Raw genomic sequence first — 20183 nt, 5'->3', positions numbered from 1 at the left:
TGCCACACACCTTTTTATGAAATTAAAGTCCTTTTACGAGATCTTCAATGCTTGATAGTGCTTGAGCGGTCAATTCCTTATGGCTGTAATCAGTCAATGTTTTTTCCCGCTCTTTCCTGCCAGAACAGTGGGCGATAATGTCCTCAAGATGAGTTTGGAAACGATTCATGAAAGACTCAACTGCCCCGGGTGCAAATACGCCGGTATAAACGGCTTTTACCTCCAGACGTCCGTCCGCCGCCATCGCATTAATATCCAGGTCAAACTCACGGAGGCGCCCGGCCGCTATATCATGCTGCGGCTTGAACGGCGACATCTTCAGTCCTCCCTCAAGACCGTCAAACGCACCGAGATAGTTAAAGCTTATTTCTGGGTCTTTATAAAGAATGTTTCGCGAATATCTCAGCAGCCCGTAGCCGGTTCCGTAATGAGGAACCCGCCTCATCATGTCTTTTACCGTCTTTATGCGGTGAGCGGTTTTTTCGCCTGAGCCGTCCGGCACTCTCATATCTAAGAGCACCGGATAAACAGATGTAAACCAGCCTGCCGTTCTCGAAATATCAATGTCAGGCATATGACCCTGGCGTCCGTGTCCTTCAGTGCTGATAAGCATCTGTTCAGAACCCGTCCACTCATGAAGCGCCATTCCAAGCGCCGTTAAAAGCAATTCATGAACATCCGTGCCGTATGCCTGCTGTGTTTCTAAAAGCAGCTGTTTTGTGAGCTCCCTGCTTAATATCCACGATGCCGTGCGCGCGTTTTCCTGCATCCGTCCGGCATTTCCATCATTTATTTTCGGCAGCGGCGCTGTTTCAAAAGACATCACACTGTCCCAGTACGCGGCTTCTTCAAGCAGCGCTTTGCTTTTGGATATGTCAAAAAGTTGTTCGGCATATGTGATATAAGAATCGCTTTTCGGCGGCAGTTTGATTTGTTGGCCTTCTAATGCCTGCTGATAAGCTGTCTGCAGATCTTCAAGCAATATTCTCCACGACACGCCGTCCGTGATAAGGTGATGAATCGTGATCAGCAGATGGTCGGCTTCTTTCAGCCGGAACACTCCGAGATGAAACAGAGGCCCTTGATCAAGGCGCATGGCCTGCTGTATTTCTTTTTCTTCGGCGGCTATCCGTTTTTCCGGCTGTGTTTCTTCTGAAAGATCTATGACGTTAAGCGTAAAGATTTCTTCATGCCGCTCTGTGATTCCGCGGTTATATTGAACAACTTCCCCATGCTCATTTTCAGTGAATGTCATTCGCAGCGCATCGTGATGTTCTGTCAGCGAGCGAACCGCCTGAGACAAAGCATTTATCTGGAATCTTTCTTCACTGCACAGCATGACTGATTGGTTATAATGAAGATCAAAAGCACCCGGTTCCTCAAAAAATCTCTTCTGGATCGGTGTCAGCGGAGCGCTTCCTTCTATCGGCCCCTGATCAGCCATTGCAACAGCCGGCGTGAGGTGCTTCGCGAGTTCTGCAATCGTCGGGAACTGAAACAAATCGCGGATCGACATGTTCCAGCCTTCTCCGGCGAGTCGGGCTGACACTTGAAGCGCCTTAATGGAATCTCCCCCAAGTTCAAAGAAAGAGTGATGAATTCCCGCTTTCTGAATATGAAGCACATCTTCCCAAATCCGGCATAACATCGCCTGTTTTTCATCGCCGGGCGCGACAAATGCCTGTGATGAATGTATCTCTTCTGCCGGCAGAGCCGATTTATCAAGTTTGCCGTTCAGTGTCAGAGGCATGCTGTCTAAACCGATAATATGAGACGGCATCATATAAGCAGGAAGCTCCTGCATAAGAAACTCGCGAAGTGATAAGATATCAGCTGTTTTAGGTACGATGTACGCCGCTAATCTGCCCTGTCCTTCGGCATCTTTCATGACGGTAACAGCCGCTTCTTTGACTTGATCGTGTTTCAAAAGCACACTTTCAATTTCTCCCGTCTCAATTCTGTATCCTCTGATTTTTACCTGCTTATCAATCCGCCCTTGAAAACGAAGAGTGCCATCCGGCAGCCAGCAGGCTTGATCTCCGGTTCTGTAAAGTATTTCTCCCGTTTGAAACGGGTCGCTGAATGCGCTCTTTGTCAGCTCCGGCTGTCCCCAATATCCTTTGGCGACGCCGGCGCCTCCGATATACAGCTCTCCGAAAACGCCGATCGGCTGAACCTGTTTGTCTTTGTTTAAGACGTACATTTGCACATTCGGAAGCGGAACACCGATTGGCACATCATCTTCCCGCGGCTTTTCGCTCATTTTGGCTTCATAATACGAAGAATCAATTGTCGCTTCTGTTACACCGTAGCTGTTTATGATCCGCATGTTTTCTCCGAAACGCTTATGAAGCGTATAAAAATCCTTCGCTTTGATCATATCTGAGCCCAGGACCAGTACTTTTACACTTTGCAGCGCTAGGTTCCGGCGGTATATATATTCCATAAACGGAACAATCAGCGCGGGTGTCGACTCCATAAATGTGATACGGTGCTGATCAATGAGCTGATAAAGCTGTTTCGGCTCAAGCCGGACGTCATCCGGACAAATGACAAGCGTTCCCCCATTTAGCAAGGCGCGGGCAAGATCTCCTGAAAAGACATCAAATGAGAAACTCGCCATCTGCAGCACCTTGACCGGTATACGGTCAAGCTCATAAATACTGCGCCATGCAAGTGCTGCATAGGTAAAGCTGCGATTTCTGACTTCGACTCCCTTCGGCGTTCCCGTCGTTCCTGAAGTATATATAATATAAGCAGTATCATCCGGAGACACTGCCGGATGAATATTCTCCGCACAAATATCGTATTGATCTTCCTGATCGAGCTGAATGAGCAACAAATTGTGATCCGCAAGCTGCAAAGCAAGCTCTTTGTATTCAGACTGCACCAACAAGACGGATGCCGCGCTGTCCTTTAATAAATAGCGAATTCGTTCCTTCGGATAATGTGAATCAATGGGGATATACGCCCCTCCCGATTTCATGACGGCAAGAACACTGACGATCGCTTCAATCGAACGATTTGCCAATATAGCTGCTCTTTTTCCCGGACCGAATCCGTTTTTGTGTAATGTTCGTGCAAGCTGATTTGCCCGCTCATTAAGCCGCGAATAGCTGATCTGTTGTGTTCCTTCAATGACGGCCGTCTGATGAGGCGTTTCTGCTGCTTTCGCTTCAAATAGCTGATGGAACAGTTTGTATTTTTCCGAGAACTCGGTTTGTGTGTTATTAAAATCAGTCAGTATCTTTTGCTTTTCCTCTTCTGTCAACATATCAGCTTTTGATAGTGTGCCTTCCGGTTCGGCGGCAACATGGCGCAAGAGATTCAGTAAGTGGCCCATCCAGCGTTCAATCGTTTCTTTCATAAAAAGCTCTGTGCTGAATTCCATTTCAAAGCGGATGTTTCCATCGGATTCAGCAGCTGATAAGGTCAGGTCAAAACTTGATACATCATGTTCGGTATGCTCTGATCGTGACGCCTTCAGCCCGGCCAGATTTATCTCTTCTCGCTCCATATTCTGAAGAATAAACATCGCATCAAACAGCGGATTGCGGCTCATGTCCCGCTGCACGCCGAGCCGTTCCACAAGCTCTTCAAACGGATAGTCCTGATGCTCATACGCTTCCAGTGCGGCCTGGCGGACTTCCGCCAAGTAATCGGTAAACCGTTTGTCCCCCTTCGGCTCCGTTCTGATGGCGAGCGTGTTGACGAACATACCCAGAATCGGTTCAAGGTCTTTATGCGGGCGCCCGGCAATCGGCGAGCCGACGATGATGTCTTCCTGCCCGCTCAATCGCGCGAGCAGCGTATTGTACGCGGCGAGAAGCACCATATACAAAGTGGAGCCGTGATCGCGGGCGATGCGGTGAAGACCGGATGCCGTTTCAGCGTCAAGCGTGCACGATACGTTCCCGCCCGCAAAGCTTCTGACAGCCGGACGAGGCTTATCAGCCGGAAGCTCAAGCACCGGAAGCTCGCCTTCAAGCCGCTTCAGCCAGTAGGCTTCCTGCTTCTGATATCCTTCCTTCTCCTGAAACGACCGCTGCCAGACGGCATAGTCTTTATATTGAAGGCGCATCGGTGCAAGCGGGCGGCCGGCGTACAGCTCGCCGAATTCTTTAATCAAGGTGTTGACGGACACACCATCAGAAATAATGTGATGCATATCCGTTAATAAAAGATGGCGTTCATCCGATTCTTTCACAAGGGCCGCCCGGAAGAGCGGCGCTTCCTCCAGACAAAACGGCCGGACGAACGCGTCTGCTGACTCGGCTTCATCCAGCTGAAACGGCACGCTGTCATGGATGCGCTGCACCGGTTCGCCGTCAGGCCCCGTTTCAAAGGACGTTCTGAGCGACTCGTGCCGCTCCACAAGCTGCCGGAACGTCTCCTCCAGCCGGCCGCGGTCAAGCGGCCCCGTCAGTTCCAGCACTGCCGGCATATTGTAGCCGACACCGCCGTCTTCAAGCTGCTGGAGCACATACATCCGTTTCTGCGCTGAAGACACCGGATAAGTGTCTTGTGTTTTCGCCGGCTGAATCGCTTCATACGGACTTTCTTCGAGGTCCTGAATGACCGAAGCGAGCTCTTCCACCGTCGGCCGGGCGAAGATGTCCTGTAACGGCACCTGAACGCCGAACTCTTTGGCGATGCGGGAGACGAGAGCCGTCGCTTTTAACGAATGGCCGCCCCGCTCAAAAAAGTGATCCCGGATGCCGACGGGGCCGTTTTTCAGCACTTCTTCCCAAAGGGCGCAAAGCTTCATTTCCGTGACGTTCCGCGGTGCGGTGTACGCCTGTCTGCCTGCCGCTCCGTCAGGAGCCGGCAGCGCGCGGCGGTCAAGTTTTCCGCTCGGTGTGACCGGCCACTCGCTCATTTCTATAAACTGAGCCGGCATCATGTAGGCCGGAAGGCGTGTCGCAAGCTCCGCCCGCACGTCATCGCTTTCCCGTCCTTCGATATAGGCGTAAAGCGCGGTTTCGCCGTGTTCGGTCCGGGCGGTGACCGCCGCCTCACGAATGCCGTCGATGCGCCGGATCGCCGCTTCGATTTCCCCCGGTTCGATCCGATAGCCTCGGACTTTCACCTGTCCGTCTGTCCGGCCGAGCCATTCGACAAGCCCGTCTTCTGTCCAGCGTGCGATATCACCCGTCTGATACATACGCTCTCCCGGATAAAACGGATCATCGAGAAAACGCTCCTCCGTCAGTTCAGGACGGTTCAAATAGCCCCGGGCCACCCCTGTCCCCGCGATGTACAGCTCTCCGGCAACGCCCGCAGGCTGAACGGTTCCCCCGCCGTCTAACACATAAAGACGGGCACCCGGAACGGGTTTTCCGATCGGAAGCCTTGTCCGTCCGCTGTCCCGTTTTCGGTCACAGACGTAAAACGCCGCATCAACCGTCGCTTCTGTCGGCCCGTAGCCGTGGATGAGCACGGTTTCCGGCAGAAGATCGGCAAAACGGGCAGCCGTCAGCGGTGAAAGAGCTTCCCCGCCGGCAAACACGCGTGTCAGGGTTTTGCCGAGGCGGATTCTTGTTTCCTCAGGCTCTGTTTCCAGCGCGTCTAAAAAGCTGTTGACCATCGCCGGAATAAAATGCGCGGTCGTCACCTTTTCCGAGGCAAACGCTTCAATCATCTGCGCGGGATCTTTCTCCCATCCGGCCGGAAGCAGATACACGGAGGCGCCTGACATCATCCACCAAAACAATTGCCAGATGGAAGCGTCGAAAGAAAAAGATGATTTCAGCACGATTATATCCTCTTCCGTTAACGGAAACTGCCCTTGCATCCCGGATAAAAAGGCGGCGGCCTGACGGTGTTCAACAGCCACCCCCTTCGGTGTTCCCGTCGAACCGGACGTGTAAATAATATAAGCGAGCGAATCGGCATCCGCTTCTTCAGAGACAGCCCCTGTCTCCGTCTCACCTGTAAGGGCAGAAAGAGACACTTCTAGCGTCTCGCCGGAAAAACCGGGAACGGATAACCCCGACTGTTGAAGCAGGAGACAGGCGCCGCTGTCTTTGAGCATATAGCGCAGCCTGTCCTCCGGATATTCCGGGTCAAGCGGCACGTAGGCGCCGCCCGCTTTTAACACGGCAAGCACTGAAATCACCATCTCCGGCGAGCGTTCAGCGAGCACGCCGACCTTGCTTTCTTTGCGGACGCCTTTTTGGCGGAGCCGAACAGCGAGTCTGTCTGTGTACCTGTCAAGCTCGGCGTACGTCAGCATACCGTCCGGGAAACGAAGCGCCGGACGATGCGGCGAAAGCTCGGCGCGGCGGGTAAACAGCCCGTGAAGCGTCGGGGCCGGCGGTTCAGCCGCTTCAGTACGGTTAAACGCAGTTAACACCCGTTTCTTTTCTTTTTCATCCGCCATATCAATATGCCGAATCAGCCAGTTTGGATTTCTAACGGCATTTTCAACGATCGTCAGCAAATGAGTTTGAATCCGTTTAATCGATATTTCAGTAAATAAAGCGGATTGATAATCAAAATTCAGCTCAATCAATCCCGTATCTGTCCGCTCCTTAATTAAAATGGACAGCTCATTTGCCGTATGCCCGCTGAAAAACATCGCCGTTTCATAATCGAAACCTTCCGCCTGACGCCATGCGAGAGGCTGGTATTGCATCGAAATCCCGATGATATTTTGCAGATCGTGATGAATCTGCCTTAATTCATTGACAAAAAGATTGTAAGGATATTTCTGGTGCCGCATAACAGACAGCTGCTGTTTTCCTACACTGCGGACAAAAGACAGGAACTCCGCATCCGGATCTGCCGTCATTCTGATCGGCAGTGTGCTGACAAACATGCCGAGCATATCCTTTTCGAGCTTGGAGCCCCGGTTTCCGTAATAAGTACCGATGGCAATATCCTTTTTAGCCGTCAGACGGCTGATGCATATGTATAACGAAGCCATAAACAGGGAGATGATGCTGACATTATGATCTTTGCAAAAACGCCGGATTGATTGTTCTAAGGAGTGGGAAAGAGTGATTGTATCTCTGGAAGCTGCAGTGCTTTGTCTAAGATGAGAGGTTCGTTCCGCAAGTGAAAGGTGTTCAGGAACAGTTCGGTACGTTTCAGTCCAAAATGAACGATCTTTTTGAAAACGGGAAGATTGTAAATATTGCTGTTCTTTTTCCATGTAGCTGAGATAGGAAGGACTTTGATGGTCGGCCAAATCCTCGCTTCGCATGATTTTTTGATAGATTTCAATGAGCTGATTGCCAAGCAGATTGAGCGAGATGCCGTCCATGATAATATGGTGAAATTTTGAATAAAGCCAAACTTCTTCGTCTGACATGACAAGCAGAGTAAATTGATACAGCGGTGAATGAAACAGCTTGAACGGAACACGCGTCTGTTTGTCAATCCATGCATCCCGCTCTGATTGATCCATATGAGTAAAATCAACGGTCTCTAAAGAAATCGGCCGATGCCCGGCCAGATACAGCTGGGGTTCTGAGCCGTCCCCTTCCGTCAGTTGAAACCTGAGCGAATCATTTTGCAAGATAGAGAAATCTAAAGCACGGCGCAATACGTCAAAGTCGATGTTCCCCCTGAATTTGACGCACGCCGCGAGATTGCAGATACTTGTGCCTGGCTCGAGCAGCTCTGTAAACCAGACTCTTCTTTGGGCGTGAGTTAAAGAATAAACAGTGTTCTTCAATGGAATCCCTCCATTTCAATTTAAGAGGATAAGAAAGTGAAATAATTACAACTAAAATTCGACATCATATGACTAAATCATCCATATAGCATTATTTTAAAACATATTTTAGAAATCACAATAAAAAATTAAATTTTCTCTAACATTTTTTAGAATATAGTATATTATACTTACTTAGATTCTTCATTTCTATAATTTTTATACCATGTAAAACGGTATGTATGCACAGTACAAACTGGTTCTTAAACACTATAATAAGGAATAAAATGTATAATAAATCGCGTCTTTAAAAAGATTTTGCCTCCCGGAAAGAAGTTTTTATAATAAAAATGAAAAATCGGTAACACTTAAGAAAAGAAAGTGTCAAAAAAGGCGGAATATTGAAGATATTACTTTTTGAAGAGATTGTTTCATAATAGCAATATAATATTCGTTTTCCATCAAAAAAAGCCGGATCCTATAAGGATCGGCTTTTTTATTGATTTGCCAGCACGACTGCGATTTTGTCTTCAATGTCTTTTCCGTCATCTTCGTCAAGCAATCCGTTTTGAAGCACGGAAAAAATAAGCGTATCCCCTGTTTTTGTTTCCGCATAGCCGGCGATTGAACTGACTGATGTTAGTGACCCGGTTTTCGCTTTAATTTTGCCTTCTGCAGGAGTATTCTTCAGCCGATTCCGAAGGGTGCCTCCCGTCATTCTGTCACTTGCACCGGCGACAGGGAGCGAACGAAGGAAAGCCGGGTACCACTTTTCTTTCTGAACGGCATACAAAAGCTCTCCGATTTGGCCGGCGGATACGCCGTTAATATGAGAAACGCCGGAACCGTCTCTGGCAATCAATTCATCCGGATTCAGCCCGAACGATTTAAGCTCCGATTTCATCACGTCCAAACCCTTTTCCCAACTGCCCTCGCCTTTTTTCACTTTCCCCATTTCCTTGATCAGAATTTCGGCGTGCCCGTTGTTGCTCAGTTTCATAAACGGGATCAATAATTCCGAAAGAGGCATGGATGTCCGTGATGTGACTGGCTGGGTGTGATGCGGCATGCGCCCGGTTTTGACCTTCCCTTTTACAGTGATCCCCTGTTTAGTAAGCGCTTGTTTCCATAAATCTAAAGCATAGGACGACGGATCCCACACTGCCGCCCATTCTCTTGCCTTTGCCGCGCCCGCCGGCATGGTTCCCTTTACCGTAATCACATTGCCCCCATGCTCCCGTTCAACCGTCAAATCTTTCTTTTCATCAGAAGCGACGGTTTTCACTTCATTTTTCACACGTACGACGTCCGTATGGGGAGAAATCGTAATATGCGCCTTTTTACCAGGCTGTTTCGCCGGGCTGATTTCCGCAATCACCGTTCCGGTATCATAATCCTCATTCGGTGAAGCGGTAAGAGCTGATACTTGCGCGCCATAATATTGGCCTTCATCGCTCCACGGCAGATCAACTGAATACCTGGTATCGTCATATCGTGAATCATCCCCGACCAGATCTCCTTGAATGACACGGATGCCTCTGGCTTTGACTTGTTTAGCCATCTTCTCAAAATCAGAAGCCAATAGGGTCGGATCGCCACTTCCTTTGAGATAAAGGTTTCCGCGCAGCTGTTTTCCTTTCACGGCGCCGTCTGCCCGTACTTCTGTTTTAAAGGTGTAATCTTCACCAAGAACGGAAAGCGCCGCAGATGCCGTCAGCAGCTTCATCAGTGATGCAGGCCTCAATCTCATATCTTCCCGGCTGCCAAACAGCACCTCCCCTGTTTTTGCCGATCGGACACTGACGCCTGCCGCGGCGCCCTTTAAGGCAGGTTCTTCATTCAGAATGTGTTCCAGCTCTTTTTGCAACGCATTTTTTTGTTCGGCCGCTTTGGCGGAATCATCAATATAAGGAACGGCGGCTATGACCAAAAGGAGAAACACCGCGGCCAAGCGTTTGACATATGTTTTCAATGTTATCCCCGCCTCTTTCTTATTCTTCGTCATGCAAAATGGTGATCCGGGATGACGCAGCCGCTTCTTCGCCCGGTTTCAGTATCTGAAGCCCCGTCAGTGATGCAGGCTGATTCAGATTAAATGCATCTGTAACGGAGGTATAAGGCTCAAGACTGACAAACCCCTGCTTTCCGTCACCGTTATATACCACCCAATGCTTGAAAGACGTGTCTGCCTGATACAAAACGGATAGCTGGTCATCAGGGTGATAAATAACAGCTTCGTTATTGCCGCCATTCCGCCCGGAAGAAAGAAAAACATCGTCAAACTGCTTATTTTTCAAAGACATCCCGTTACGGAACGCTTCTTTATCAGGCACATCCAATAAACGGCCCGTCGGCACGAAACGTTCATTTAATTCCCACATGCGGTCAGCCGTCAGAAAAAGACGTGATCGCTCTTCGTTGAAAACAAAAGTTGAATGATAGCCCAGCCCCCAAGGAAAAGCCTCCGTTCCCTTATTGATAATCAGCGCCCGCTGCGTAAACACATTGTTTTTTAATGTATAAGTCATCCGAACAATGACATCGTGCGGAAATTGTTTATGGACACGGGGAATTTCTGTAAGATCAATTTCTGTTTCGACTGTCAGTTCATCCGCCTCTTCTTTCGCCGCCGCCAATTTCCAATGCTGGTTGTGAAGAAAGCCGTGAATATGATTATGTTTATCCTCTTCGTTTATGTCAAATTGATACGTGCGGCCGTCAAAACGAAACGTCCCGTCCGTAATCCGGTTCGGCGGGAATAAAACGGGAATACCGTACAGCATCGGTTTTTCGCGAAATTGTTCCGCGGTTTCCGGTTCTCTCAGAATCTGCATACCGGTTCTTTTATCCCGGATCGAAATGACAAGTGAGCCCCATTCCGGCACAATGATGCATTCAGCCTGTTCAGTTTCCGCTTTTACGGCCGAAGCCCCTAAATAAGTCGTATGTTCAATCGTCATAAGCACCTGCCCTTTCCTTGTTTTCTAGCATGTATAGGAATTCCATTTTCTAAACTCATTTTCCTTCTCTGAAAAAAACATCGCCCGTATGAACTGAGCGATGTGCGGTAAAACCTTATTGAATCAGCCGGGTAATCTGTTTTTTCTTCCATACAAACCGGTAATACCCGTACTGCAGCAGCAGGCTGATGACAAAAGCCGCCGGATAACCGACCCAAATGCCGAGAATGCCGAGTTTCGTGTAATGAGATAGTATAAAGGCGACAGGCACTTCAATTCCCCAAATCGCAAAAATGCTGATAACAGTCGGCCATAATACCGTACCGCTCGCCCGCATTGTCGCTGAAACGATCTGAGCGTGACCGAAAATCAGATAGCTCCAAAGTGTAATCATAATAAGATGGCGGGCAATATGAAGCGTGTCCTGATCGGTTAAAAACAAAGCCAGTATCTGCCGGGAGAAGGTGTAAATCAGCACAATCAAAACCCCGCCGATCAAATAATTCAGGCCGATGCCGACTTTGATGACCTGCTTCAGCCGGCCGAATTGATTGGCTCCTATGGATTGGGCGGCAAAAATTGAAACGGCGATACCGAGGCTTACCGCCGGCATCTGCACATAACTCGCCACTTGGTTAACGACCCCGTAAGCAGCCGTCGCGTTTGATCCATAATGATTCACAAAAGAGATGACCGCGATTTCAGAAAGTGATACGAGAATCATATTGATGCTTGACGGAATACCGAGCCGCAGTAGAAGCGCGAGCAGCTTTTTGTCCATTTTAAGAGAGCGGAACGCAGTCCGGTCAAATGCAAGCGGGTGCTTCTTTTTCCGCAAATAAACCATCAGCACGATAAATGTCACGATGTTTGAAATGACCGTTGCATACGCTGATCCGTAAATGCCGAACTTCGGAAGCCCGAAAAGTCCGAGAATCAACAAAGGCAAAAGCCCGATGTTAATGACCGTACTGACGATTAACGTATAAAACGGGGTCTTTGAATCTCCCGTTCCGCGTAAAAATGTTGTATAAGCAAAATATAAAAACATCAGCGGCATCGCGCAAAACAAAATGCGCGCATATCGGACACTTACTTCTATTACGTTTTCCGGCGTTCCCATCAGCCGCAAAATATCAAGCGTAAACACACTGCCGACAACTGCCAGAACAATTCCGAGCATAAAGGTAAACGTCAGCGTAGTGCCGACAATCGCCTTCATTCTCTCTTCGTTTTTCGCACCGTAAGCCTGCCCGATCAGAATGGAACTTCCTGAACCGATTCCGATTGTAAAGGAAATCAGCAGGAAAAACAGCGGAAAAAAAGACGACACGGCGGCAAGCGCATCGACTCCGAGCCACCTTCCGACAAACACCATTCCGACCAACTGGCCGACAGATTGCAATACGTTGCTTAATAGCAGCGGGACTAAAAATAATGACATAGACCGCCAGACAGACTGGCCGGGGCCTTCCGCTGTCTCCAGATTATCTTGTACCTCCATATGTAGGACTCCTTTTTTGATTTTCTTCCATTTTATTATTCAGCAGACAGCTTGTAAAAACCTTTTGTTCAATGAAACTCTTTATCTTTTTCTTCCGTCTTACATGGAAATAAATCATAAAAATAAAAAGTGCGGAAAATATTTCTGAAAAGGTATTGTAATCTTACCGTAATTATTGTAACATTTGTAACATAAGAGAAAGAGATTCGTTGAAGGAGAGATTAAATCATGAAAAAATGGCTATTATTCCTTACGACTATTACATTAATTCTATCACTGGGCACTGCGGCGACTGCCAAAAATACGCCTAATGACCTTACGCAAAAACAGGCACTTCAGCTGGCTCTGTCAGCAAGAGAACATTTTTGGAACACCATGAGCGGAGGAACGCTTAAGTCAAAAGCAAACTGCACATCCGAGCAGTTCGAATATCAAAATCTTCAATATGTATTCATGTGCAAAGAACTCGGAACAAAAGCGAAAGCCGTAAAATATCTGACACCCGCTTTTACAAAGCAGGCGATTGATAAAGGGCTTAAAGAGTACCGCTTCACTGTAAAAGACGGCAAATTGGCTGTTCCGGTCGGCGACGGAGATAACCTCCTGAATTGGAAAAAAGCAAAAATGACCCTTCTTTCTAAAAAAGGAAGCGTCCAAACGTACCGCTTCACTGTACCGACTCTTGACGGTTCTCCGTCAGCAAAACGCGACGTTACATTCGTAAAAGAAAACAATGTTTGGAAAGTCAATCAATTTGATGCTGTTATATAAAGAAAAGCCCGCTTTCAGCGGGCTTTTTTGAATGATGCAATGGCGTAATTATAACCGAAAGGCTTTTCATGTCACGAAATATAAAAAACTCCGTGAAGAAGATACACGAAACACCCTTGATCTGTTAGAAAAAATGCCTGACGTGAAAACATCTGTTTAGAAATGTGCAAAATTTGTGTAAAAAAAATAAAATCACAGCGTTTTTCAGCGGGTTATTACACAAATAAAAAACTTACAAAAACGACAAAAACCCTTGTTATACAAGGGTTTTTTATGTTTGGCAGACGTGATTAAAATAAAACGCTCTAGGAGAGATTCGAACTCCCGACCTGCAGTTTAGGAAACTGCTGCACTATCCGCTGTGCTACTAGAGCCTGCTTATATTATAGTAACGCTGGCGGCCGTTTTTTTCAAGCCTACAGCCCGCCGAACACTTTATAAGCGGCTCGCGTCGTATCCTCATCTATTCCGATATAACGCATCGTAATAGACGGAGAAGAATGATTTAATATCCGCTGGAGTTCGGCAATATCTTTCGTCCTCTGATAAAAATGATACCCGAACGTCTTTCTCAGCGTATGCGTCCCAATCTCCTCCAATCCGCACGCAGCAGCTGCTTCTTTTAATATTCTGTATGCCTGAATCCGCGAAATAGGCTTATTCGTCCGTTTCGATTTAAACAAATAGTCATTCTCTTTCATGTCTTTTGTATATGCGTATATGTCGGCCTTTAGAGATTCCAATATTAGAATTTTTCTTTTCTTTCTCGTTTTGCTCTCAGTCGCCCATACATGGTCTTTGTTTCTGACATCCTTCACGCGAAGCGGCAGAACATCAGAAATCCGCAGTGCGCTGTTCATGCCGAAAATAAATAAAAAATAATCACGTTCACTTTTCTTCATTAAATACTGTTTGACTTCCTGGATCTTTTCCAAACTTCGAATCGGCTGTACGATATGCATCAAAAAACCCCTTATAATTGGTGAAGTAACATATTGAGCATTATGTTACTATTATAGCTGAAACCCATTGAATGATAAAGGATAAAGCCTCTTATGTAACATAATATACATAGTGTTACATAAGGAGAATGAGACACCATTTTTCAAAAAGATCCCTAAAAACATCGTTTATATCCCCGTGACGGGATTTTGGGACATCAGAGCCTCTTAGTATTCAAAAAAGAAAACACCGCCCTTAAAACGGAATCTGAGCGTCCGGTTTTTTTGTGAACAGCCGAAGAAATGCAAAAAAAAGACACAATATGAAATTGTGTCCTAATCTTCGTCTTTTACATCAATGTCTTCAGGGAGCGGTTCATTTAAAAACTCCTGTATCATTTCTTTATATTTTTCCAGCTGTTCAAGGTGGGTTTGAAATTGTTCTTTGTTGATTAAATATTGCTGCCCGTCATGGATCGCTCTTATTTTATTCGTCAAAACAAGATTGTGTACATATTCTTCAGGAAGACTGGTAAACTCCGCTGTCTCTTTAATGGTTAAATACATGGCTCACGTTCCTTTCATATGTCATGTGAGTGAATTCTGTTTTGTTTATTGTAGCTTATTTTTTGCCTTAATGCTTGTTTCACAGCTTTTTCTGTCCGGTTTCCCATTTATCCCATTTGCGACTGATTACATTCACACAGAAACCCCGTCTTTTTGCACACCGGACTATTCCGTTTGTCACTTGTGAAAACAGCACATTTTACTTACTCTATAATTGTAAGCGGAAAACAAAGGAGGCAGACTATGAAAAAGAAAAAGTTTATGAATCTCTGTTTTATCGTTCTGCTCAGTACTTTGCTCGCAGCCGGAAGCATCCCTTATCACGCTCAGGCTAAGAAACACCCGTTTTCCTATGATGACTACAAACAGGTAGACGTCGGCAAAGACGGCATGGTCGCCACCGCCCATCCTCTCGCTTCACAAATCGGTGCCGACGTGCTGAAAAAAGGCGGCAATGCAATTGACGCCGCGGTTGCCATTCAATTTGCATTAAACGTAACCGAACCGATGATGTCGGGAATCGGCGGCGGCGGATTTATGATGGTTTATGATGCGAAGACGAAAGACACCACCATTATCGACAGCCGGGAACGCGCACCGGAAGGCGCAGCACCGGATATGTTCCTGGACGAAAACGGCAAAGCCATTCCTTTCTCTGAGCGGGTTACGAAAGGGACTGCAGTCGGTGTTCCGGGAACATTAAAAGGACTTGAAAAAGCGCTCGACAAATGGGGCACCCGCTCCATGAAACAACTCATCACCCCTTCCATTAAACTTGCCTCAAAAGGCTTTCCGATTGATTCGGTTTTAGCTGACGCCATCTCAGATTATAAAGACAAATTATCACACACTGCTGCAAAAGACGTGTTTCTTCCAAACGGAGAACCTCTGAAAGAAGGAGACACACTCGTCCAAAAAGACTTAGCCAAAACATTTACAGCTATTAAGTACAAAGGCACAAAAGCGTTCTATGACGGAGCATTCTCCAAAAAGCTCGCGGAAACAGTGCAGGAATTCGGCGGCTCAATGACAGAAAAAGATATTAAAAACTTCAATGTGACGATTGACGAACCGATCTGGGGAGATTACCAGGGCTACCATATCGCAACTGCTCCTCCTCCAAGCTCCGGCGGTGTTTTCCTGTTGCAAATGCTGAACCTTCTGGATGATTTTAAGCTTTCCCAATATGATATCCGTTCTTGGCAAAAATATCAGCTTCTCGCAGAAACAATGCATTTGGCTTATGCTGACCGTGCCGCATTTGCCGGGGATCCAGAATTCGTCAACGTCCCTCTCAAAGGTCTCTTGAATCCAGATTATATCAATGCCCGCAGACAGCTGATAGATATGAATAAAGTGAATAAAAAACCGAAAGCCGGCGACCCTTGGGCTTATCAGGAAGGCTCTGCAAACTACAAACAAGTCGAACAGCCGACTGATAAACAAGAGGGTCAAACGACTCACTTCACGGTAACCGATCGCTTCGGCAATGTTGTATCTTATACAACAACGATTGAACAGCTGTTCGGTTCCGGCATTATGGTTCCCGGATATGGCGTTGTTTTGAACAATGAATTAACAGACTTCGACGCGGTGCCGGGCGGCGCAAATGAAGTGCAGCCGAATAAACGTCCGCTCAGCAGCATGACTCCGACCATTTTATTTAAAAATAACGAACCCGTCCTGACTGTCGGCTCCCCCGGCGGAGCAACGATTATTTCTTCCGTTCTGCAAACGATCCTGAACAAAGTCGAGTACGGCATGGATCTGAAAGCGGCAGTCGAAGAACCGAGAATTTACACAAACAGCATGACGTCCTATCGTTATGAAAAAGGAGTGCCGGAAGAAGCCCGCACAAAACTGAACGAAATGGGGCATAAATTCGGCAGCAGTCCGGTTGATATCGGAAACGTGCAAAGCATCCTGATCGATCGTGAAAACGGCACCTTCACCGGTGTTGCCGACTCCAGCCGAAATGGAGCCGCAATCGGCGTAAACTTGAAGAAATGTGAAAAATAACAAGACAAAAAGCCTCATTTCTCAAACTGAGAAACGAGGCTTTTGTTTATTCGGCACTGTATTCGGATGAGGTTTTTTCAGACATTAACAACATAAGTGAAAGTACGCCGCACATCGCAATGACAATACCGCCTGCACCAATCCATGTCACTGACGCAAGAGACAGATGAGTGACAACAATGCCCCCGATACCTGCCCCGGCCGCCATAGCCAGCTGCATCATAGACTGGTTGAGGCCAAGTAATACACCTGATGATTCCGGCTCCATCGTTGCCAAATGATATTGCTGAGCCGGCCCGGATGACCAGGCGGAAAAGGACCAAAAAATAAGCACCGCCGCCGCTCCGGCAGCAGAATGTGTAACAAAGGGCAATAACATGAGCATGATAGCATGAAGCGCCATTCCGCCGGTCAATGTGACACGCGCCCCCCATTTGTCCGCGCTGAAACCGCCCGCTTTAGAGCCGGCAAGACTTGCAACCCCGAAAATAAGGAGCAATGTGCTCAGCATTCCGCTGCTGATATGAGTAACGTTCAGTAAAAACGGCGAAAGGTACGTATACGCAACCGAATAGCCTCCAAGCCAAAAAAACGTGATGGCCAAGCCGACAGCCACTTTTCGTTTCTTCAAAAAAGAAAGCTGCTGAATGAGCGGCACGGGTTTATCTCCTTTTATCTCAGGCAGCGCGAAACGTATAATCAGCATGGCAATGATTCCGAGTGCCGCAATACCGGCGAAAACCATCTTCCAGCCGAAAGCTTCAGACACGGTTCTTCCGATCGGCACACCGATAATGAGCGCCGCCGTAAATCCCATAATGACTGTCGCAAGAGAGCTTGCCTGCTTTCCCGGAGGAGCGATTTTTGCTGCGATCGTAAGCGCGGTTACCACCACGGTTCCCGCTCCAAGCGCCATGATCACCCGCGCTCCCGCAAATAAGCCGAATCCCTGCACAAGGAAAGAAATGATATTTCCGATAACAAACAGCCCCAGAGCATAGATCATAAGCTTCCTTCTGTCCAGCCCTGCTGTCAGAACCATCACGACGGGCGTTCCGATTGCATAAACGAGTGAAAAAATTGTAATCAGCTGCCCTGCGGCTGCCACAGTGACGCCCAAAGAACCTGCAATTTTATCAAGCACCCCGGATATCACATATTCAGAGGTCCCAACTAAAAAGCTGATAATCGCCAAAATGTAAACCTTCCATGTATTTTGCATCTGATACACTCCTTCATTGATGATTTATATAAAGATATATTGTGATATATCGATATAAAAGATTAAAAACAGAAACAAATCGCAATATGTCAATATGTAATCAGAAAAAGAAACTGAATCCCTCTTCAAAGGATTCAGCCCTACATTTCGCGCTGAAAATAATCGGCCATCGCCTTTATCGCTTCTTCATCTCTTTTATAATAGGTATATTTGCCGATCCGTTTCGTTTGGATAAGGCCCGCCCGCTGAAGGATGGAAAGATATTGAGACGCCGTTGACTGTGTCATCTGAAGCTTATCGGTGATCTGACTCACACATACTCCGATTTCATTCATATCAATGCCATCATGCGGGGCGAAGTGACGGTCCGGCTCTTTCAGCCATTGTAAAATCTCAAGCCGTGACTCATTAGACAACGCTTTAAAAACATCAATAGGTTTCATACATTTTATTATATCGCGATTTTGCGATATGTCAATGTCGATTTACTTGAATCTCTTGTTTTGTTTCATTTATGATCCGGGAAACAAAATCACCCACACTCTCTTCAAATGTGTCTTCCCGTCCGTATTGTCTTACTTGTAGAGATTGATGGCGGCACTCGTGATCCCCCACAACAGCAATATACGGTATTTTTTTCATTTGTGCTTCTCTGATTTTATACCCGAGTTTTTCATCACGCAGATCAAGCTCAGCCCTGATCCCCGCGTTCTTCAGCTGCCGGTGCGCCTGTTCTGCGCAGTCCCGGTGTGCGGTATTTGATACCGGGATGATTTTTGCCTGTACCGGAGCAAGCCATAAAGGGAACGCTCCCCCGAAATGTTCAGTAATGATTCCGAAAAATCTGTCAAGAGATCCGAATACCGCCCGGTGAATAACAACAGGACGGACTTTTTGATTTTTTTCATCAATATATGTTAAATCAAATTTCTCCGGCATTTGAAAATCGAGCTGGACAGTAGCGCATTGATGGCTTCGATTCAGCGCATCTTTTATATGAATATCAATTTTCGGGCCGTAAAATGCGCCATCCCCCCGATTAAATCGAAAACGATATCCCTGTTCTTTTAATACTTTCTCTAATGCGCTCTCCGCCCGGTCCCACAAATGTTCGCTTCCCATGTAATTGTCCGGTCTTGTTGACAGCTCAATATCATAGGAAAAACCGAATGCGGTGTACACCTCGTGAATCAGCTGAAGCGCTGAAGTAATTTCGCTCTCGATCTGATCGGGCGTTACAAAAATATGCGCATCATCCTGGCAAAAGGACCTGACGCGAAGCAGGCCATTGAGCGCCCCGCTGAATTCGTGACGGTGCACCTGGCCGAATTCAGCCATCCGAATCGGAAGATCGCGATAAGAACGAAGCTTTTCTTTAAAAATGAGCATGTGGCCGGGACAGTTCATCGGCTTTAACGCGAAGCGCTGATGATCGGCTTCTGAGAAATACATATTCTCTTTATAATGATCCCAATGGCCTGATTGCTCCCAAAGACGCTGGTTCATCATCATAGGAGTGCGCACTTCCTGATAATGATAGGCATCCTGCTTTGAACGCAGAAATGATTCAAGCGTATTTCGGATGAACTGACCGTTCGGCAGATAAAAAGGCATACCCGGCGCTTCTTCTGAAAACATAAAAAGCTGTAATTCCGCTCCCAATTTTCGATGATTTCTCTTCTCCGCCTCTTTTATCAGCTGAAAATGCCTGTTCAGCTCCTTTTTTGAAGAAAATGCCTTCCCATAAATGCGCTGCAGCATTTTTTGATTGCTGTCGCCCCGCCAATAAGCTCCTGACACATGAGTGAGCGAAAAAGCTTTTATCTGACCGGCAGACGCCAAGTGCGGCCCCCGGCATAAATCAATGAAGTCGCTCTGTCGGTAAATACTGATTGTATCCTGCTGCGGAATATCGGCTAAAAGCTCGAGCTTCAGCGGCTCGTGAGCAAACAGATGCTCTGCCTCTTCTCTGGAGATTTCTTCTCTGATGATTTCCGGATTTTCCGAAATGATTCGGTTCATCTCTTTTTCAATGACGGCCAATTCTCTTTCTGTAATCGTTTCATTCATGTCAAAATCATAATAAAAGCCATTTTCAATAACGGGACCGGTCCCTAAACAGACCTTCGGATACAGACGTTTTACCGCTTGCGCCAATACATGCGCTGCTGTGTGTCTCATCACTCCCAGCCCCTCTTCAGACTGAAAACTGCATAGTTCAATTTCAGCGTCTTCATGAATGCTTCTTCTAAGGTCATATAACGATCCGTTTACCTTGCCGGCGGCTGACGCCTTTTTCAAACCCGGACTGATTGATTGGGCAATCTCTTCTAACGTAACACCTTTCTGGTATTCTTTTTGTTTCCCGTCAGGAAAAGTAATGACAATGTGCGGTTTCTTCACGGTCTGATCTCTCCTTTATTTTTAAGAAAATAAAAACACACTCATCCCAAAAGAAGGGACGAGTGTGTGTCAGACCCGCGGTTCCACCCAAATTCCCGCCACTTTAAGCGGCGGCTCATTGTTGCCGTAACGCGGC

Annotated in this window: 11 protein-coding genes, 1 tRNA gene and 1 other annotated feature (1 of these 13 running past the window's edge); of the genes, 2 read left to right on the top strand and 10 right to left on the bottom strand. The window is 47.1% G+C overall.

What is annotated here, in order from left to right; translation table 11 throughout:
• Positions 1 to 22: 22 nt before the first annotated feature.
• The 4 genes from AUL54_RS01355 to AUL54_RS01340 all read right to left on the bottom strand — a co-directional run bounded on the left by AUL54_RS01355 (position 23) and on the right by AUL54_RS01340 (position 12124).
• Positions 23 to 7681: a non-ribosomal peptide synthetase gene (locus AUL54_RS01355; protein ID WP_060962639.1), complete on the bottom strand. Its 7659-nt coding sequence runs from the start codon at positions 7679 to 7681 to the stop codon at positions 23 to 25.
• Positions 7682 to 8156: 475 nt separating this feature from the next.
• Entirely contained in the window at positions 8157 to 9632 is a 1476-nt protein-coding gene (gene dacB, locus AUL54_RS01350; protein ID WP_060962638.1) for a D-alanyl-D-alanine carboxypeptidase/D-alanyl-D-alanine endopeptidase, read from the bottom strand.
• Between the two features lie 19 nt (positions 9633 to 9651).
• Positions 9652 to 10620: an aldose 1-epimerase gene (locus tag AUL54_RS01345; RefSeq protein WP_060965035.1), complete on the bottom strand. Its 969-nt coding sequence runs from the start codon at positions 10618 to 10620 to the stop codon at positions 9652 to 9654.
• 115 nt (positions 10621 to 10735) lie between these two features.
• Positions 10736 to 12124, bottom strand: coding sequence for an MATE family efflux transporter (locus AUL54_RS01340; protein WP_060962637.1), 1389 nt, complete (start codon positions 12122 to 12124; stop codon positions 10736 to 10738).
• Between the two features lie 228 nt (positions 12125 to 12352).
• Between AUL54_RS01340 and AUL54_RS01335 the strand changes: the two genes are divergently transcribed.
• Complete coding sequence (locus AUL54_RS01335) at positions 12353 to 12895, top strand: IseA DL-endopeptidase inhibitor family protein (RefSeq protein WP_060962636.1); 543 nt, start codon at positions 12353 to 12355, stop codon at positions 12893 to 12895.
• Between the two features lie 301 nt (positions 12896 to 13196).
• Here the strand turns inward: AUL54_RS01335 and AUL54_RS01330 are convergent.
• The 3 genes from AUL54_RS01330 to AUL54_RS01320 form a co-directional block, all read right to left on the bottom strand.
• Positions 13197 to 13269, bottom strand: a tRNA-Arg gene (locus AUL54_RS01330).
• 42 nt (positions 13270 to 13311) lie between these two features.
• Entirely contained in the window at positions 13312 to 13857 is a 546-nt protein-coding gene (locus tag AUL54_RS01325; protein ID WP_045926205.1) for a site-specific integrase, read from the bottom strand.
• Between the two features lie 315 nt (positions 13858 to 14172).
• Complete coding sequence (locus tag AUL54_RS01320) at positions 14173 to 14403, bottom strand: excisionase family DNA-binding protein (RefSeq protein WP_058906086.1); 231 nt, start codon at positions 14401 to 14403, stop codon at positions 14173 to 14175.
• A gap of 243 nt (positions 14404 to 14646) precedes the next feature.
• Here AUL54_RS01320 and ggt point away from each other — a divergent pair, with 243 nt between their 5' ends.
• A complete protein-coding gene (gene ggt / locus AUL54_RS01315) occupies positions 14647 to 16422 on the top strand; it encodes a gamma-glutamyltransferase (protein ID WP_060962635.1) in 1776 nt (591 codons plus the stop codon).
• Positions 16423 to 16468: 46 nt separating this feature from the next.
• Here the strand turns inward: ggt and AUL54_RS01310 are convergent, their stop codons facing one another.
• From AUL54_RS01310 to thrS, 3 genes are all read right to left on the bottom strand, one after another.
• Positions 16469 to 17644: an MFS transporter gene (locus AUL54_RS01310; protein ID WP_060962634.1), complete on the bottom strand. Its 1176-nt coding sequence runs from the start codon at positions 17642 to 17644 to the stop codon at positions 16469 to 16471.
• 140 nt (positions 17645 to 17784) lie between these two features.
• Positions 17785 to 18087, bottom strand: coding sequence for an ArsR/SmtB family transcription factor (locus AUL54_RS01305; RefSeq protein WP_007407355.1), 303 nt, complete (start codon positions 18085 to 18087; stop codon positions 17785 to 17787).
• A gap of 31 nt (positions 18088 to 18118) precedes the next feature.
• The gene (gene thrS, locus AUL54_RS01300) at positions 18119 to 20047 is read right to left on the bottom strand and encodes a threonine--tRNA ligase (protein ID WP_060962633.1); all 1929 of its coding nucleotides are present in this window, start codon (positions 20045 to 20047) and stop codon (positions 18119 to 18121) included.
• Positions 20048 to 20098: 51 nt separating this feature from the next.
• Positions 20099 to 20183, bottom strand: a binding site (T-box leader); it runs 140 nt beyond the window's last position.

Source organism: Bacillus sp. SDLI1 (assembly GCF_001553895.1).
Lineage (GTDB): Bacteria > Bacillota > Bacilli > Bacillales > Bacillaceae > Bacillus > Bacillus siamensis.
The sequence above is the reverse complement of the archived record's forward strand: the minus strand, read 5'-3'. Positions and strand labels throughout refer to the sequence as shown.